At 52.6% G+C, this 15,940-nt stretch carries 16 protein-coding genes and 3 pseudogenes; 5 read left to right on the forward strand and 14 right to left on the reverse strand.

Features of this window, described 5'->3' with window-relative positions; genetic code table 11:
* Positions 1–61 precede the first annotated feature (61 nt).
* The 3 genes and pseudogenes from L1278_RS11340 to L1278_RS11350 all read right to left on the reverse strand — a co-directional run bounded on the left by L1278_RS11340 (position 62) and on the right by L1278_RS11350 (position 2,997).
* Positions 62–508 carry a hypothetical protein gene (locus L1278_RS11340; RefSeq protein WP_253404143.1) on the reverse strand — a complete coding sequence of 149 codons (447 nt, stop codon included), beginning with the start codon at positions 506–508 and terminating at the stop codon, positions 62–64.
* Between the two features lie 44 nt (positions 509–552).
* Positions 553–2,681: pseudogene (locus L1278_RS11345) on the reverse strand (copper-translocating P-type ATPase).
* A 13-nt stretch (positions 2,682–2,694) separates the two neighbouring features.
* On the reverse strand, positions 2,695–2,997 hold the full coding sequence (locus L1278_RS11350) for a phosphoribosylpyrophosphate synthetase (protein WP_253404146.1): 303 nt from the start codon (positions 2,995–2,997) through the stop codon (positions 2,695–2,697).
* A gap of 191 nt (positions 2,998–3,188) precedes the next feature.
* On the opposite strand from L1278_RS11350, the gene L1278_RS11355 reads away from it, so the two are divergent.
* Positions 3,189–3,827 (forward strand): DUF2911 domain-containing protein, encoded by a 639-nt coding sequence (locus L1278_RS11355; RefSeq protein ID WP_253404148.1) that lies wholly within the window; start codon positions 3,189–3,191, stop codon positions 3,825–3,827.
* Positions 3,828–3,903: 76 nt separating this feature from the next.
* On the opposite strand, the gene L1278_RS11360 is transcribed toward L1278_RS11355, so the two are convergent.
* From L1278_RS11360 to L1278_RS11375, 4 genes are all read right to left on the reverse strand, one after another.
* Complete coding sequence (locus tag L1278_RS11360; RefSeq protein WP_253404150.1) at positions 3,904–5,175, reverse strand: PQQ-dependent sugar dehydrogenase; 1,272 nt, start codon at positions 5,173–5,175, stop codon at positions 3,904–3,906.
* Positions 5,176–5,322: 147 nt separating this feature from the next.
* Positions 5,323–6,039, reverse strand: a complete 717-nt coding sequence (locus L1278_RS11365; RefSeq protein ID WP_253404152.1) for a PRC-barrel domain-containing protein — start codon at positions 6,037–6,039, stop codon at positions 5,323–5,325.
* Between the two features lie 9 nt (positions 6,040–6,048).
* The gene (locus L1278_RS11370) at positions 6,049–6,243 is read right to left on the reverse strand and encodes a hypothetical protein (protein ID WP_253404154.1); all 195 of its coding nucleotides are present in this window, start codon (positions 6,241–6,243) and stop codon (positions 6,049–6,051) included.
* Between the two features lie 138 nt (positions 6,244–6,381).
* Positions 6,382–6,795 carry a hypothetical protein gene (locus tag L1278_RS11375; RefSeq protein WP_253404156.1) on the reverse strand — a complete coding sequence of 138 codons (414 nt, stop codon included), beginning with the start codon at positions 6,793–6,795 and terminating at the stop codon, positions 6,382–6,384.
* A 1,053-nt stretch (positions 6,796–7,848) separates the two neighbouring features.
* On the opposite strand from L1278_RS11375, the gene L1278_RS11380 reads away from it, so the two are divergent.
* The 3 genes from L1278_RS11380 to L1278_RS11390 all read left to right on the forward strand — a co-directional run bounded on the left by L1278_RS11380 (position 7,849) and on the right by L1278_RS11390 (position 9,203).
* Positions 7,849–8,163, forward strand: a complete 315-nt coding sequence (locus tag L1278_RS11380) for a hypothetical protein (RefSeq protein WP_253404157.1) — start codon at positions 7,849–7,851, stop codon at positions 8,161–8,163.
* Positions 8,164–8,293: 130 nt separating this feature from the next.
* Positions 8,294–8,791: a hypothetical protein gene (locus L1278_RS11385; protein WP_253404159.1), complete on the forward strand. Its 498-nt coding sequence runs from the start codon at positions 8,294–8,296 to the stop codon at positions 8,789–8,791.
* A gap of 244 nt (positions 8,792–9,035) precedes the next feature.
* Positions 9,036–9,203, forward strand: a complete 168-nt coding sequence (locus tag L1278_RS11390) for a hypothetical protein (protein WP_253404161.1) — start codon at positions 9,036–9,038, stop codon at positions 9,201–9,203.
* Between the two features lie 384 nt (positions 9,204–9,587).
* Here L1278_RS11390 and L1278_RS11395 read toward each other — a convergent pair whose 3' ends face one another.
* Positions 9,588–10,040 carry a DUF1569 domain-containing protein gene (locus L1278_RS11395; protein WP_253404164.1) on the reverse strand — a complete coding sequence of 151 codons (453 nt, stop codon included), beginning with the start codon at positions 10,038–10,040 and terminating at the stop codon, positions 9,588–9,590.
* Positions 10,041–10,227: 187 nt separating this feature from the next.
* A complete protein-coding gene (locus L1278_RS11400; RefSeq protein ID WP_253404166.1) occupies positions 10,228–10,635 on the reverse strand; it encodes a hypothetical protein in 408 nt (135 codons plus the stop codon).
* A gap of 595 nt (positions 10,636–11,230) precedes the next feature.
* On the opposite strand from L1278_RS11400, the gene L1278_RS11405 reads away from it, so the two are divergent.
* Positions 11,231–11,497, forward strand: a complete 267-nt coding sequence (locus L1278_RS11405; RefSeq protein WP_253404168.1) for a hypothetical protein — start codon at positions 11,231–11,233, stop codon at positions 11,495–11,497.
* Between the two features lie 364 nt (positions 11,498–11,861).
* Here the strand turns inward: L1278_RS11405 and L1278_RS11410 are convergent, their stop codons facing one another.
* From L1278_RS11410 to L1278_RS19665, 5 genes and pseudogenes are all read right to left on the reverse strand, one after another.
* Positions 11,862–12,194: an endonuclease domain-containing protein gene (locus tag L1278_RS11410; protein ID WP_253404170.1), complete on the reverse strand. Its 333-nt coding sequence runs from the start codon at positions 12,192–12,194 to the stop codon at positions 11,862–11,864.
* A gap of 273 nt (positions 12,195–12,467) precedes the next feature.
* Entirely contained in the window at positions 12,468–13,022 is a 555-nt protein-coding gene (locus L1278_RS11415; protein WP_253404172.1) for a hypothetical protein, read from the reverse strand.
* A gap of 162 nt (positions 13,023–13,184) precedes the next feature.
* Positions 13,185–13,862: pseudogene (locus tag L1278_RS19660) on the reverse strand (type IIL restriction-modification enzyme MmeI); the annotation flags it as partial.
* Between the two features lie 36 nt (positions 13,863–13,898).
* Complete coding sequence (locus tag L1278_RS11420; protein ID WP_371927354.1) at positions 13,899–15,692, reverse strand: DNA methyltransferase; 1,794 nt, start codon at positions 15,690–15,692, stop codon at positions 13,899–13,901.
* Positions 15,629–15,934 (reverse strand): annotated as a pseudogene (locus L1278_RS19665) (type IIL restriction-modification enzyme MmeI); the annotation flags it as partial. The gene L1278_RS11420 and the pseudogene L1278_RS19665, both read right to left, overlap by 64 nt.
* Positions 15,935–15,940 lie beyond the last annotated feature (6 nt).

Here is a 15,940-nt window from a genome sequence, read left to right on the forward strand (position 1 = left end):
ACCTGTTTTACTTCCTAAGGCAACACGAGGTTCTGAAAAATATTAGCATGGCAGACAGGCGCTAGCGCTTCATCCCGCTGCGCATCCGGTTCATGTGGGTGCTATCCATCATGCCACGCTGTTGCATGCGCGCCATCATACTGTTCATCATACCTGGATGCTGCAGCATGAGACGGGCCATTTCGTTGCAGGCAACCGTGTCCGATTCGCACAGGGTCATCATCTGTTTCATGTGCTGCTGCACCTGCTGGCGGTGCAGGTTGACCATTCCTGACGTGTCGCCAATCGTACCGCCCTGCATCATGCCGCCGCGCATCATGCCTGCGCCCATGTTCTGATCGCGCATCATCGCCATCATTTCGTTGCGCATCTGCTCATCTTCCAGAATGGTGCTGTATACCTGCTGGCGTTCGGCCTCGTCGCGCAGCATTTCCTGCACATTGTCAGGCTGCTGGCAGCCGCTCACACAGAGCAGTACAAAAGAGAGGAGGATCAAGGAGTTTCTCATGGTTCTATTTTCTTTGTTTATACGAGGCACGTTAATTTCTGCTGCTACCTGATCTGCCGGCGCAGCAATTGCGCATTGATCGCCACGATCACAGTACTCAGGCTCATCAGCGCCGCACCCACGGCAGGCGACACCATGATGCCCTGTTTATACAGTACACCAGCGGCCAGGGGCAGTGCGATGACGTTGTAACCGGTTGCCCAGATCAGGTTCTGGATCATTTTACGGTAAGTAGCCTTGCCGAAGAGAATGAGCGAGGCGATGTCCTGCGGATTGCTGTTGACCAGGATGATGTCGGCTGTTTCGGCGGCTACGTCTGTGCCGGAGCCCACGGCTATACCTACATCGGCCTGCGCCAGGGCAGGGGCATCATTCACGCCGTCGCCCGTCATGGCCACAAACTCGCCTTTGGCCTGAAGCTCCTTCACCTTCTCCTGTTTCTGGTGGGGCAGCACGTTGGCCAGGTAGCCGTCCATCTGTAGCTTGTCGCTCACGCTTTTGGCCACCCGCTCGTTGTCGCCGGTCAGCAGCAGGTTCTTAATGCCGTTCGCCTTTAGCACGCGTATAGCTTCTGCCGATTCCTCCCGTATCTGGTCGCGCATGGTGATGTAGCCGACAGCCTGTTCGTCTACCAGCACATACACCACCGTCTCTACACCCTCTTCGGCCTCGCTGGCCGGTACCTGAATGTTAAACTCTTTGAGGTAGTTGGGTCCCACCACCTTCACATCCCGGCCCTCCACCATCCCTTCCAGTCCTTTGCCGGGCAGGTAGTTAAAAGACTGGGAGGGAGGTACGGCTATACCTTGTTCTTTCACTCTGCGGAGGATGCCCTGGGAGATGAAGTGTTCCGAGTTCTGTTCCACTGCAGCGGCCAGCTGCAGCATTTCCCGCTCGTCCACAGACTTATCAAACGTCACGACGGCGGCAATTTCATGTGAGCCCTGGGTGAGCGTGCCGGTCTTGTCGAAGATGACGGTGGTGATGAGGCGGGCGTTTTCGAAAGCGGTGCGGTTGCGGATCAGCAGGCCGTTGTTGGCGGACACAGCTGTGGAAATAGCCACTACCAGTGGCACGGCCAAGCCTAGCGCATGCGGACAGGAAATGACCATAACCGTGACCATCCGCTCCAACGCAAAAGCCAGGTCGCGCCCTAGCATAAGCCACATGGCAAAGGTGCCAAAGCCCGCGGTCAACGCTACATAGGTTAGCCATTTGGCGGCGCGGTCGGCCAGACGCTGCGTATCCGATTTCGTTTTCTGGGCATCCTGCACTAGCTTGATCACCTTGTTGAGGTAGCTTTCCTTGCCGGTATGCTCCACCCGCACCCGGAGGGCCCCGTTGCCGTTCACGGAGCCGCCAATCACTTTATCATCTATCGTCTTTTTAACAGGTTTACTCTCGCCGGTGAGCATGCTCTCGTTCAGGTGACTTTCCCCATCTTCCACCACGCCATCGGCAGGCACCTTCTCGCCCGGCTTTACCAGGATCAGGTCGCCCTTCTGCAGTTCCTCGATGCGCACGCGCACCGTTTCCCCATCCCTGATCAGCATGGCTTCAGCCGGCATCATGCTCACCAGCAGCTCCAATGCCCGGGAAGCGCCCAGCACCGATTTCATCTCGATCCAGTGTCCGAGCAGCATGATCACGATCAGCGTAGCCAGTTCCCAGAAGAAATCCATACCCCCAGCCCAAACACAATGGCTGAACTGTAAAGATATGCCACCGTAATCGCCACCCCGATCAGCGTCATCATGCCTGGGGCACCTTTTTTCACCTCTTCGACCAGTCCCGTCAGGAATGGCCAACCACCGTAGAAATAGATGATGGAGGAGAGCATGAAGGCGATGTACATACTGTAAGGCACATCCAGCGTAAAGCTCAGGATATGCTGCACCATCGGGCTCAGGATGATGACAGGTATAGACAGCACGAGCGAAATCCAGAAGCGTTTTTTAAAGTCCTCGATCATCATACGGTGATGGTCGTGGCCATGCTCACCGTGTCCGCTGTGGGCATGCCCGTCATGTGGCGGGTGGCCGCTGGTGTCTTTGGGTATGGCATGTGCATGTCCATGCAGCGCCGTTTCCTTCGGCTTTTCGGTTAGCTGGTCCTGTTGCTTTTTGGCCTGCTGCTTCTGGCTGTCGGGATGGTGCCGGTGGTCGTGGTCCATGATTTTGGAGGATTTAAGCTCTCAGCTTCTGCGCCATTTCAGGCGTGATTGCCTGCGCGTAGGGGCCGTAGGCATCCACCAGCACGCCTTTCACACCACTCGAAGAAGAGATGGCGTAGATCACCGAGTTGTCATCCGGATTGCTCATGCCCTCAAAGCGGTGTACTTCATCAATGTAAAACTCTTCAGGTTTCAACTCCAGCGATTTGGAGGCGCAGACAATGCAGTTTTCCTTCAGGTTAAAATCCTCGGTATACCCTCTTTTTTTGAGGTCGTTCAAGGCGCCGGATAGGGTGGGATAATTGTTATAAGGCATAGTTTTTTAGGTTTAAGGTTCATGACTATAGCTTTGTACTACGCTTGCAAGGCTTTCGTTTTAACCTGCCCTTTCTTTAAGCTTCTACAGCGTCATTAGTGCTTCATTGATGCCGGGTATGGGAGTGTTTTAATTTCAGGAATAATTTGTAGCTTGTCCTCGTACATAAGTACTCAAAACAACTCAGAGCCATGAAAAAAGCATCTACCCGAATAGCCTTAGGGCTTGCGCTCACTGCCACCCTGACGTATTGTAACCAGCCGGAACAGGAAAAAGAGCAGGAGACGTCTGCAGCACAAGAAAGCCATTCCGGGCATAATATGCAAGCCAGCGAGGGCTCCCGCATCATCGGGATGCAGGCAGAGGCGGACACACTGAAAGGCAGCCTGAAGGCGGAAGCCCACGGCATGATCGGGGACGCCCACCTGACCATTGCCTACCATTCGCCTGCCGTGCGTGGACGCGTGATATGGGGCGGATTGGTGGCCTATGACCAGGTATGGGTAACGGGCGCGCATACTGCCACCAGCCTGATGACTGACAAGGACATCACGATAGGGGGAAAGGCACTGCCGGCAGGGAAGTATGCCCTGTTTACGATACCGGGTGAGCAGGAGTGGACGATCATCATCAACAAAAACTGGGAGCAGCACCTGGCCGACGACTACAAGGAAGCAGAGGATGTGCTCCGATTTACCGTAAAGCCCGAACTGGCGCCCACCAAACAGGAAAGACTGCGCTATGAAATCATTTCAGGGGAGGAGGGTGCAGGCAGCATTCAGATTACCTGGGATATGCTGCGGGTGACGCTTCCGGTCACTCAGCGATAAGCATCCGGATCAGTATTAAATATAAAAAGGACAGGCGTATACCTGTCCTTTTTTGTTGCTGCATTTTTTGTAGCGTCTACTGCTTCGGCGTAATTTTCCAGAGCTCGCCGTTCTCCTGGTCGGTTACCAGGTATAGCGCACCGTCTGCTCCCTGGCGTACGTCACGCACCCGCTGCTCGCGGTCTTTGAGCAAGTGCTCTTCGCCCGTCACGCGGTTGTTCTCGATGCGAAGACGCACCAGCGCTTGTGCGCGGAGGCCACCCACAAACAGGTTACCCTTCCACTCCGGAAAAGCACTGCCTGTGTAAAACTGCGCTCCTGACGGGGCAATTACCGGGTCCCAGTAATAGACAGGATCTACAAATCCCTCTTTGGTGGTAACCGCGCCAGGGACAGGCTCCCCGGAGTATTCCTCCCCGAAAGTGACCGTAGGCCAGCCATAGTTCTTTCCTTTTTCGATCAGGTTCAGTTCGTCACCTCCCTGCGGGCCCATCTCCACGATCCAGAGCTGGCCCTGTCCGTTAAAGGCGGCAGCCTGCACGTTGCGGTGACCGGCAGTCCAGATCTCAGGCAGGTTGTTTTCTTTCTTTACAAACGGGTTGTCGTTTGGCACTTTACCGTCCGGCGCAATGCGGATGATCTTGCCCATGTGGCTGTTCATTTGCTGCGCCTGCGGACGAATCTCTATATCAGATCGCTCGCCCAGGGTGATGTACAGCATACCATCCGGTCCGAATGCCAGTCGGGAGCCGTAGTGCATCGTGCCATCGTAAGTGGGTTGTGCCTGGAAGATCACCTGCACGTTCTCCACACGCGTACGGTCTTCGGAAAGCACCCCGCGGGCTACGCTGGTGGCGTTGCCGCCCTGGCGTGGTTCGGTGTAGCTCCAGTAGATCATCCGGTCGGAGTCGAACTTGGGGCTGAGGGCCACGTCCAGCAAGCCGCCCTGACCGCGGGCGTCTACTTTCGGTATACCTGTTATCGGGGTGCCAATCTGTCCGGTGGCCGACACTAGGCGCATCTGGCCGCCCTTTTCGGTTACCAGCAGGTTGCCATCCGGCAAGGGTTCCACAGCCCAGGGCTTTTTAAGGTTCTTGGTGAGCACCTGCACGTCAATAGCCGTTTCAGATTTTATCTCACAGGCGCGGGTCTGGCCCTCGAAGGTAGGTTTCTGCTCCGGAGAGTTGGCGGTGCCCCTGTCAATTGGCTGGCAGTCTTCCTGCGGCGTGGTGGCTACGGGTTCCTGCGGGTCTTTGTCTTCCTGCTCGGTTGCCCTTTCTTCGCTGCAGGAAGCGCCCATGGTAGCCAAACCGATGGCACTCAGAAGGATGAGTCGGGATAGTTTCATAGTATCTTATTTTTTGTGGTTGGTATAAAGCGTTTAATCATTCGTTTTACTCCATTGTAACTAATTTGTTCGCAGCTGCCCGTAAACCACAAAGCCGCACGGTTTGCAGGTGCGGCTTTGCAGGTATAGCATACGGATAGGGCTGGCCTAAGAATCCAGCGCTCTTTTCTTGAGGAGAATGAATTCTTCCTCAGTAATCGAGCCGCGCTCACGCAGATTCTCCAGCCGCTCGATGGTGGTGATGGAATCTTCTACTGGCTTGCTGCGGTAGTCTCTGTTCTCGCTGCGGTCAGTTACACGTCTGGCTTGTGCATCACGGTCTGGAGTAGCATCGTGCACGGCATAGAAACGGTCCTCGTTAAACGACTCGTCGTTGTAAAAGTCCGGATTGATGCGGCGCGTCGTGGTGGTGTCGTGCTGCAGGGCATCGTCAAACTCAGACTTGTACTCGTTCTTGTCGTCGAAGGCGTCACGGTGGGCGCGGCGGAAGTTGTCACGCACGGCATATTCATAATCAGGCGAAATTGGTCCGCCCGGATAGGCCGGGTAGGTGGCAATGCTTTTCGCATCAACAGAGGCCACGAAGATGTTCTTGCCTTTGCGGTCGAGGGCAGCTGCGCCAATCGGTATGAGTAGGTAGGTATCACGGTCGCGGTCGAAGAAGCGGTGGTCTCCAAGCACGGAAAGGTAGCGTACTTTCATAGCGTCCATGTCCACCACCAAGTCTTTCACGTCGCCCAGTTTTTCGCCGTCGGCACCTACTACGCGCCAGCCTGTCACGTCGGTGTTGTTTTTGGCGACCTCGTAGTCTTTCAGCTCGCTCAGAGGCACCAGTCTTTCGTTTCTTAACTCGTTGTCGTTCATAAGTTCAGTTTAAGTGCGTATCAAATCAGGCGTCAGTTCAGGGCTTGGCGCAGGCAACAGCGTGCTGAAAGCGGCAAGCGCCTGGACTTGTCCGTCCTTCAGAAACAGTTCATAGACAGCCCAGCCCAGCAGGAGTAGTATCACGACCAGCAGGATCCAGGGCCACACGGGTTTTTCCTTTTTTTCGATGTGTATCTCAGCCATTTTGCGTTTTTATTTTTTCCATAGTTTTATCAGTTCACCTGCCCCTGAAACTTGTGCGCAGGGTGGTGTTTTGCTTAATACGCTGTTGCAGAGATGATTGTTAAAAAGGTGCCCGCCTACCCTGTGTAGAGGGAGTATTTAAGTAAGATTCTGTTTGCTGAGCCACTCTAGGGCATCCATCATGTGCCAGAAAAACCTTACCTCAGGTGTCTGGTTGCTGGCCTCTATTGGTTCCAGTAACGCTTCCTCAGGTGGCAGCACGTAGGCAATGTAGCTGATGCCTTCTTCAACCAGCCCTTCCATATCCCAGTCAGACCACATCAGGTAATCGGCCGGCCCCTGGTGAAATTCCTGCACATCGTTTAGTATAGAGCGACAAGGGTATTTACGGATCACTTTTCTGAGCCCTATTGCCACATCCTTTATACCCTCCCTGGTTGCGGTATCTTTCCAGATAAGCTGGACCATTTTCCGCGATCTGAAGTAGCGGATGGTGCAGTATCGCTGGCCGAGACTGTTCCAGTAGTGTTTGAATGGTTTTAACGTGTACATTTTATGGATGCTTGTAAGTGTAGGTTTATTTTCAATTAGATAGCGTGCTGTTTTATCTAGTACGTACTTGTGGTAGCCTTTCTGACAAACTTTATTTTTTATACCGGAGGCCGGATGCTAAATGTTGCCACGGAGGGAGTGGATAACCGAGTGAGTGAGAGACTGTATCTAATACGTTGCGTCAGGTAATTGACCACAGTCGATCACTGATCAGATACGGTATCAGATTTCTTCGCTAGTGCGAGCTTGTAGCTCGTGCTGGAATTAATAGCTTACTTTGCTTTGTAGCGGCGGCTGTTGCAGGTATAGCAGATGCGCAAATGCATAGCTGGCTTTTGCCCTGGCCGGGCGGGCCCTACTTTTTTCCTTGATGAAAAAATCGAGGGCCCCTACCCCCAGTAGGCAAAAAGATCAAGACGCTCCAAATCGAGGGGCCCTACCCCCACTCGCTGAACGCTCAAACAGTGGAGCGTCAATTGGTGCACCTGGCTAATGCTATAACTTCGTAGTTTCAGTGCAAGTTAGTCTTCCTATACCTGCCAGTGTTGCGTGTCATTGTGAGTCAGTTTCTACAAAGCTTATACCTTGAGATGGCAGTTACAGGCTCCCTCCTTAGACAATGAGGGGCAGGGGTGGTTGGAACCGGTATAGAAAGAGAACTGCAACAGCTATAACATTTGTACCTTTAAAGGAGCAGCTTCACAAATTCCCCTCTTGAGAGGGGCAGGGGTGTGTTATAATAACTGCCTATCCTCCCTTCAACCAAGATCCTTTCTGGGTGACACGTGGGAAAGCACTAGCGGCGAAAGTTTCCCTTCGGGTAGGAGCCCTCGACAAAGAACGGGGCAGGGCTGCCATTAGCCGGTATAACTGAAGAACTGCCGCCGCTGCCGCTGGTCTGTGACGTGCAGCCGTCACGCAGCTTGACTTCAAAATTGAAACTAATCGAGACTGGGGTGGGGCAGGCCTTGTTTAATATCGGTATATTGCAACGTGCACTACGCTGTCAAAAATATAGTCTTTGCGCTCTCGCTCTTTTTTGCTTTCTACGGAATGCAGACCAGGGCGGCGATGGAGATGCGGGCCCAATCGGTAAAGGAATGGGCCACGCAGGGCGAACCCTCTCATTTTGACAAAGGCAAACTTGGAAGCACGTCGGGACTCCTCCAGCCGGAAGAGCAACTGCGCTTAGGGCAGCCAAGGCCTTCGGCACCTCTCAAGCAGGCGTTCCCGGGACTGGCCGCCTTGATCTTGACACAGGAGTTCAGGCTGCAGCTGAAGGCGGTGCACTACCTGCAACGGGCCCGGTATTTTAGTCCCGGCCTCACCATCCGCGACATCATTTTCCCGTTCCACTACTTCTGGTAGTTTCTTTTCTTTTTTAGCGATCAGCAGAGCATAAGCCCCACTGATCAACACCATCAGGTATGAAGCGGTTAATGCACCGGCAGGCATACCTGTACCTATCATTTTACATTATATAAAAAAGAAAAGAAAAATGGATACATCAACCATCCTCATGGTCATAGTGACTTTAGCCCTGTTTGTGGTTCCTGCTATTTACATACAGCGCAGGCAAAAGTCGAAGTTAAACATAGCAAAACAGCCTTTTATAGAGGCCGCAAACCGGCAGGGGCTGCAACTGGGCGAGCATGATTTCTGGAACGAGAAGTACGGCATCGGTCTCGACGAGGCCAATAACCGCCTGTATTTCTGGCACAAAGAGGATAACGATCCGCAGGAGACAATCCTGGACCTGGGTTCTGTCAAGCAAAGCGTTGTAGAAAATGCGCACCGCGATGTGAACGGCAACCGCATCATCGACGCGGTCGGGCTGCGCATCGCCTTTTACGGGGCGAAAGCGACCAGCGTATACCTGCCGTTCTATGTTACGAAAGACATCATGATGCTGAAAGGCGAGCTGCAGCTTGCTGAGAAATGGAATGCGATCATTCAGAAGAGGATCGTGCAGACTCCGCAGGCCGTGAAGGTATAAGTTTGAGTTTTCAATACAACCCTGGCCCTCCCCATAACGGGGGAGGGTGTTCAGGGACTTCAAAGTATCATTTTATTGTATGGTTTTGGCGCAAGCGTACATGCTAGTGTCAGTAAAAGAAAAGGGGCTAATGGCCCCTTTTCTTTTTGTTAATTTTATAGGTGTAGCTACGGCTGTTTCAGGTATAGCAAACAGTGTTGTGTTATAGCTTCGCCTGTGCGGCGGGCACCTACTTTTTTCCTTGATGAAAAAAGTAGGCAAAAAAATCAAGACGATTTTAAACTCGCTGATCGCTCAAACACAAAATCGTCGCTTGTGCACATGGCTGAGGCTATACCTTCGTAGCACACACCACTGGCAAGTTAGCCTTGCTATACCTGCCAGTGGTGTGTGCTACGACGCTTATACCTAAAAATTGGGTAGCGGCGGACTCCCCTCCTTAGACAAGGAGGGGTAGGGGTGGTTGGACCCGGTATGGCAATAGATGCTACAGAGCTTTACCTGAATATGGGCAAAATCCGAAAAGTCCCCCTTCGAAGGGGGCAGGGGGATGTCAATCGTGCACCTCTCCTTCCCCTGTTCTTAGGGGAAGGCCGGGATGGGGTAATCAACTACAACGCTTATACCTACTAATTAGTAGAGGTGGCAATTCCCCTCTGGGGGAAGGGGCCCTCTTTGAAGAGAGGGGCAGGGGGTGTGTTATAGCCATCTACCTGCCTCCCTTCAACCAAGCTTCAATCAGGAAAACAGGTAGGAGAACAGCAGCAGAAAATCCACTTGACAACAAATACTAACCCTACACACCAAATTGGTTTAAGTGGTGGTCGAGGTGTTTGTAGAACATGTTGTTCCACTCCTGGCTGGTGAGCGGGCCGAAGGAATGGGAGTCAAGGCCTTCGAAATGCGCGGCTCCCAGGGTTTCTGTCTGGCGTATGTACTGCAGGAGGCGTTCTTTCTCGGTTGCAAAGTCTTTGTCGCTCTTCATCTTGAGCTGTGGCGCGGTGGCGCTGTTTTGCTTGTAAGGTTTTTCGTTGACTACCGTGTTTTTCAAAAGCAGTCGCAGGATGGTCCGCTTGAAGGCGTTGGGCTTAGGGTGCTTGTCTTCATAAGCCATCTCGTAGATGACGTTGCAGTGGGCGAGCATCTGGGCGGCGTTCATTTTTCCCCACAGTTGTTTTGTGTCAGGTGCAAGCTTGTTGATGCGCTGGGTAAGTGCTGCTGTAGTAGTTGAGGTGAAGAGGTTCTCCATGGGTTAAGTGTTTGAGGTGAAAGTACAGGTTTCCGAATGCCTCAAGATACACTTTACAGCAGGTATATCAGCGCCTGCACCTGGTTTATTCATTGGAATCAGGAGGCAAAAGAAAGCTGTTGCCTGCTGAGGTATACCTGAAAAGGGAGAAGGAACAACAAAGCCCCTGGGGCTTGGTGCTTTCTCCTCAGGCCTTCACCTTTGCCTCTTTCTCTGGCAGCGGATGCCGGTAAAGCGTGAGGCCGAACCAGGCGGCCAGGCCGGCATAGATGGCGCAGAAAATCCAGAGGATGAAGGGCTGCTCCGGGTAGCGGAACAGGAACTTGAGCATGGCCATCGCGCCAATGAAAAAATGGGTGAAGTTGGCGATGCAGATCGGGCGGTTGTAGATGCCGCCGATCAGGCTGCCTTTGGCCATCCAGTTGAGCATGGCAAAACCCAGGTATAGCGCTCCCAGCACTTGCAGCAGCAGCACAACAAGCAGATCCGGCTCCGAGCCCAGGTATACCGCTAACTCTTCGGGCAGAAAGGTAAAGGCTATACCTAGCACGGCCAGTAAAGCGGCGCTAAAGGTCATCATGATTCTGGTTTGCATAAGTTATTCGTCGGTTTAAGTGTATGATTAGTTCGTGTTTATTTAAGCAATTCATGAAGTGAAAAACTGACAATCTCCTCATCCAACCACATCGTTTCACCTGGTTTTATCGCTTCTTTGGAATAGCCATGGTGAGAGTCGAATACTTCACCTATCTTCCAGTAGTTCTAGCATTTACAGCACTTAAAAATAGTCAGTTTCAAATGCCCGCCTATCCATTTCTCGGTTTTTAAAACCTTCATTTCCTGTAGCAACCAACCTTCGCAGGTCAGTCGCCTGATCCTATCCTGGCCAGGCTCAAAATTGCAATATGGCTGTTTAACCGGCATTGATTTATCTTGAAATTCAGTTTTGTTATTGTCTTAAAAGCTTCCCCGCTCTTTCTGATTCATAATCCGCATGGTAAAGGCCGTTATTCAGGCTTAACTGACAGGTGGCGAACCCGGGATAACAATTGCTGTACGTCTGGCAGGCTATACCTGCTTTTTAGGTTGCTGCTGCCGTTGTCTGTATAATGTCGCGGTCGCTCGACGCGCGCTGGTATGGTAGCTGCAGTTAAGCGTGGTATCTTAGCACTGAAAATTATCTCACCCTAATGAAGAAATTACTTTATCTAGCCCTCGCTTTTAGCGCCGTATCCTGCTCCTCAGACAATAACCTGGAAGACACCTTTTACAACGTAGTAGAATCCGGTGCCTCGATGGTCATTGACTCGCTGCACCATACCGCCAACAAGGAGCTGGAACGCTACACCGGCATCGACTCGCTGGCCAACAAGATCGGTGCGGCCGATACCATTAACGTGGAGCGCGAAATAGAGCGCGGCGTTAAGCGTAGGATTATCGAAGAACTGTCCAAGTAAAGGAGCGCTATACCTGCGTTCCACCACTTTTCTCCGCTTCGCCTATACCTGCTCTCTCGGGTTTGAAAATCCGGGAGAATAGGTTTTGTAATATAAACAAATACATTTGTATTTTGCTTTATTCCGGATTGTGTGTTGCTGTTATTTTAGGTATAGCGGTGTGAAGTAGGGGCTGTAAAGTGATTTTGAGTTAGCTATACCTATACCTTTCTTATATCTGTACCGGATCTTTTACCTATACCTGTACCGGGTCCAACCACCCCTGCCCCTCCTTGTCTTTTTAGAGGGCCCCTACCCCCAGGAGGGGAGTTTTTCTTACTACATCAGCGTTCTAGCGTTTACTTGCTTGCTTACTTATTGCTTTTTACTTACTGAAGCAGGTTTTGATTTCTTGTAGGACGGCATCTAGCTGTTGGAAAACTTCTTTGTTCTCGAAGCGAAGAACTTTAATACCTAATTCATTTAGTTTTAAATCACGGTCCATATCAGCTTGTTCGGTAACAGAATGTTGGTGCACTTGACCGTCCAACTCAATGGCGAGTCGCTCAGAGGGGCAGTAGAAGTCAAGTATGAAGTTGCCTAATCTGTGTTGGCGTCTGAATTTGCGACCTTCCAGTTGACCAACTTTCAAGTGGTTCCAAAGTTCAGCCTCCGCCGGCGTTAAACTATTCCTCAGAATCAGCCTGTTCTCTTTCAAATATTTCCTGTTGTGCAAACCCATAACATTCAGCTTCTTGTGGAGTACACTTAAACGCAAGAAAGCTAAAGAAGGAAGTAATAAGTAACTAACTAAACGCGAGAACGCCAAAGTAGTAGGAAAAACTCCCCTCCTGGGGGTAGGGGCCCTCTAAAAAGACAAGGAGGGGTAGGGGTGGTTGGACCCGGCACAGGTATAGGTATAGTTACAGGTATAACAACAAGCACAGGTATAGCCCAGACGCTCGCGGGACCTTCGGACGCCGCGAGGTCTTTACTTCACATACTGCTCCTGCTCGGTTTTTCTTAACAGGCCCAGGCCATGAAGCGTTTGCAGCAGGCTGTCGATCTGCTGGAGGCGCTGCGTCTGCTGGGGTTTGGCCACGGGCTTGAACTGGCGCACCAGGTCTTCGGCGGTGGCGGGGCGCTCGTGCAGCTGCAGGGCCCGTTGCACGGCCTGCGCCTGCTCGGCCAGCGTTTTCGGCCAGGCCAGTACTTCTTTGGCGGTGGCTATGGCGGTTTTGCCTGCTTTTTTGCTTTCTATACCTAGCTCGCCCTGCTGCGTGCCCTGCGGATTCTGGTACTCGGGGCGGAGCCAGCGGATAAGGCCGCGTGCCTCTTCGGCGGCGCGTTCTTTGTTAAGGGCCACCAGTCGTTCCAGTATTTCCTCTTCCGGTAAATCGGCGGGCCAGCCGTAGGCGGCGGCCACGGCGGCGTCGAGCTCGTTGTGGAGCTGCAGCAAAATACTCACCAGCCCCTGCTCGTGGGTTTTCTGCTCTTTGGCTGAAAGCGCCTCACCCGACCGCAGTTTCTCCAGCACGTTATACATGTCGGTGATGGTGAGCGTAGGGTGCTGCGTCTGCCGCTGCTTGCGGTGCGCGTCCAGCTGCTCGGCTATACCTCGGATCTGCTCTTTCTGCGCTTCGGTTGGGGTAGGGAAGGGGAAGGTTTCGAAACAGGTAGTTTTGTTATAAAGCGGCCTGTCTTCTAAGCTTCCACCAGTTGCTAAAGACCAAGTAATATGAAGTCTGCTAGATAGAACGCCTATGTTATATGCGTCAGAAAAAGCTATAGCAACAACTGTATCATCAGGAACTATAGATGCATCCAGAAATTGAAAGACCCTAAATTTAGCTACATATACGGTTACAATGTATCTCTCTATGTCATCTATAGCAGGCCTAAGATCTGTTCTAGGTCGAGCAAATAACCACCAATTTGTTCGAATAGACTTATCTTTATTTTGGTCTCTCTCAGGCTTTACTCTTTCAAATAACCATTGATAAACTTCTGGATGTAAGGTTCTTAATTCTTGCTCAGTGAAACCGTGAGTATCAATAACGTAAACATTCCTTGATGATTGATTGATGTCTCTACCTGTTCTGTATGGCTTTACTATACTTGATGAATTACTGTTAGAGACTATTTTAGATTTCTCTTCTTCTGTTAATACAAAGCCCTGACCGTGGGGTATCACACCACGTGAGCAAATATTTCCATTAGATTTCAAAGCTACTACTTTAGAAATGTTTGCACCAACTTTCAAATCTGTATGAATAATACCTATTTTCTCTCCTAATACTACCTCTTTACCTAATTCTCCAGTTTCTTTCTCCACTAAACAATTGTTAAGTCTACCTAATATTTTCCCCTTTTCAGCAACTGTCATAGCAATTCTAACAGCTGCACCAACATTACTATCTACCTAAGGATGGTCAGGTATAGCATAAGTTATTGAGATTGGATTATTGGATTCAGTAAATGATTGAAGTAACCTGCGATTAAAAGACTGTGTTATACTGTTGGTCGTTATAAAACCGAAACGTTCTATACCATCTTCTGCTAACAAATCGGCAGCTTTATACCACCAGTACATCACAAAATCTGCGCTGTCAGGCACTCTACCTTTATAAACCTTTCTAAGTGCTACGGTATATTCATCACCCAAAGCATCGCGCATACGCTTGTTGCCCACAAACGGCGGATTGCCGACAATGAAATCGGCTTCGGGCCAGGAGGCGGGTTTGGGGTCGAGGTAATCGTAGACGATGGTGCGGGCGGTTTCGTCGGGCACTTCCTGTCCGGTGACCGGGTGCAGTTTGGTGCTGTGGCCGTCCCAGCGGGTAACGGGCTGTCCGTTGGCGTCGAGGCGGGGTACTTTGTCGGTATAGCTCAGCACCGCGTCCTGCTGTTTGATGTTTCCGTACTCGCGCAGGATCGGGTCGCTCAGTCGGGCAGCTGAGCCCTGCGTCCGGAAATGCCACTGCAGGTAACCGATCCAGAGCACCACATCGGCAATGGCCGCCGCGCGCGGGTTCACCTCCAGACCGAGGAACTGCGCCGGCGTTACGGTATAGGCGCCCGTCATGTCGAGTCCCAGCTGACCGGGGAAATGGGCCAGGTGTTCCAGTACTTCGCCCTCCAGCCTTTTGAGGTGCTCCAGTGTCACGTACAGGAAGTTACCGCTTCCGCAGGCCGGGTCCAGCACACGCACCGAGCACAGCCGGCGGTGGAAATTGTCGATCTCTTTGCGGGCTCCCATTTCGTCGCCGGCGTCTTCCAGTATGGCCGAAGCCGTGCGGGCCGCTTCCCACTCTTCGCGCAGCGGCTCAATGACGGTCGGCATCACGAGGCGCTCCACATAGGCGCGGGGCGTGTAGTGGGCACCCAGTTTGTGGCGCTCGCGCGGCTGCAGTGCCCGCTCCAGCAAGGTACCGAAAATGGCAGGCTCCACCTCAGCCCAGTCGGCTTCGGCGGCCAGCACCAGCAGGTCGAGCTGCGCCGCCGTAATGGGCAGAGCCTCGGGGTTTTTGAACAGGTAGCCGTTAAAGCGCGGAATTTTGGTGTGCAGAATAGCGGCAAATCCGCCGGTGTCCATTTTCTCCCACAGCGCCTGCAACGCATCCTGGAAGTGTTCGAGGTTCTGGCGGTAGTCCTGCAGCAGTCTGGTGAAGGAGTTGTCGGGCAGCAGCTTCACATCCTCGGCAAACATGGTAAAGAGGCAGCGCATCAGGAAACCCGCCACCTGCTCTGGGCTATGGCCGGCCTGTTCGAGCGAGGCCGCCAGCTTCGCCAGCCGCTCGGCCAGCTCGCGGGTAACACGGGCTGCACGGCGGCTCGGGTCCAGTTCCAGCGGCCCCGTGAAGAGCAGTCGCAAGCGCTCGCGCACTTCGGTACGGTGCAGCTCGTCGAGCGTAATTCTATAGTTTTGCGGATCGGGGAAAGGCACATAGGTCTTGCCCTGCCGCGCGAAGTCAGCGTACAGATCGATGCAATAACCCACGTCCACCACGGCCAGGAACGGCGGCCATCCTTCGGTGGTGGGCAGGGAGCGGGCGTAGCGCAGGGCTGTTCCTTGGCCTTTTTCATTTCGCGCTCCCAGGTACGGGTGTCGCGGGTAGCGGTGCCGGTTTTGGTTTTCACACGCTCGCCGCCCAGCTGTTCGGCCTCTGTTATACCTGCCTTGTCGGCGCCCTGCTTGGCCTCCAGCACAAAGCAGTCCTTTTTGTAGAGGTCGATGAAATTGGTACTTGTCTTCCCCTCGCCGTCGTCAAACACCACAGGCCGCTCAAAGGTATAGGTCGCCTCGTGCACCTTGTCGGTAGCCGGCTGCGGCTTCTCCACGCCCAGCAACTCGCACAGCTCCGACAAAAACAGCTGGTAATTGGCTCTCTCGGAAGCGCCGGAAGCCTTCCAGCGGGTGATGAAGTTGGTAATGGTAGGGGTAGAGGTATGGGGCATGAGCAG

The organism is Pontibacter sp. HSC-36F09, from assembly GCF_024171605.1.
GTDB lineage: Bacteria > Bacteroidota > Bacteroidia > Cytophagales > Hymenobacteraceae > Pontibacter.

Coding starts and splice junctions, on each gene's coding strand:
- L1278_RS11340 (WP_253404143.1), bottom strand. CDS start 508: ATGAGAAACTCCTTGATCCTCCTCTCTTTTGTACTGCTCTGTGTGAGC.
- L1278_RS11350 (WP_253404146.1), bottom strand. CDS start 2,997: ATGCCTTATAACAATTATCCCACCCTATCCGGCGCCTTGAACGACCTC.
- L1278_RS11355 (WP_253404148.1), top strand. CDS start 3,189: ATGAAAAAAGCATCTACCCGAATAGCCTTAGGGCTTGCGCTCACTGCC.
- L1278_RS11360 (WP_253404150.1), bottom strand. CDS start 5,175: ATGAAACTATCCCGACTCATCCTTCTGAGTGCCATCGGTTTGGCTACC.
- L1278_RS11365 (WP_253404152.1), bottom strand. CDS start 6,039: ATGAACGACAACGAGTTAAGAAACGAAAGACTGGTGCCTCTGAGCGAG.
- L1278_RS11370 (WP_253404154.1), bottom strand. CDS start 6,243: ATGGCTGAGATACACATCGAAAAAAAGGAAAAACCCGTGTGGCCCTGG.
- L1278_RS11375 (WP_253404156.1), bottom strand. CDS start 6,795: ATGTACACGTTAAAACCATTCAAACACTACTGGAACAGTCTCGGCCAG.
- L1278_RS11380 (WP_253404157.1), top strand. CDS start 7,849: ATGCAGACCAGGGCGGCGATGGAGATGCGGGCCCAATCGGTAAAGGAA.
- L1278_RS11385 (WP_253404159.1), top strand. CDS start 8,294: ATGGATACATCAACCATCCTCATGGTCATAGTGACTTTAGCCCTGTTT.
- L1278_RS11390 (WP_253404161.1), top strand. CDS start 9,036: ATGAAAAAAGTAGGCAAAAAAATCAAGACGATTTTAAACTCGCTGATC.
- L1278_RS11395 (WP_253404164.1), bottom strand. CDS start 10,040: ATGGAGAACCTCTTCACCTCAACTACTACAGCAGCACTTACCCAGCGC.
- L1278_RS11400 (WP_253404166.1), bottom strand. CDS start 10,635: ATGCAAACCAGAATCATGATGACCTTTAGCGCCGCTTTACTGGCCGTG.
- L1278_RS11405 (WP_253404168.1), top strand. CDS start 11,231: ATGAAGAAATTACTTTATCTAGCCCTCGCTTTTAGCGCCGTATCCTGC.
- L1278_RS11415 (WP_253404172.1), bottom strand. CDS start 13,022: ATGTATAACGTGCTGGAGAAACTGCGGTCGGGTGAGGCGCTTTCAGCC.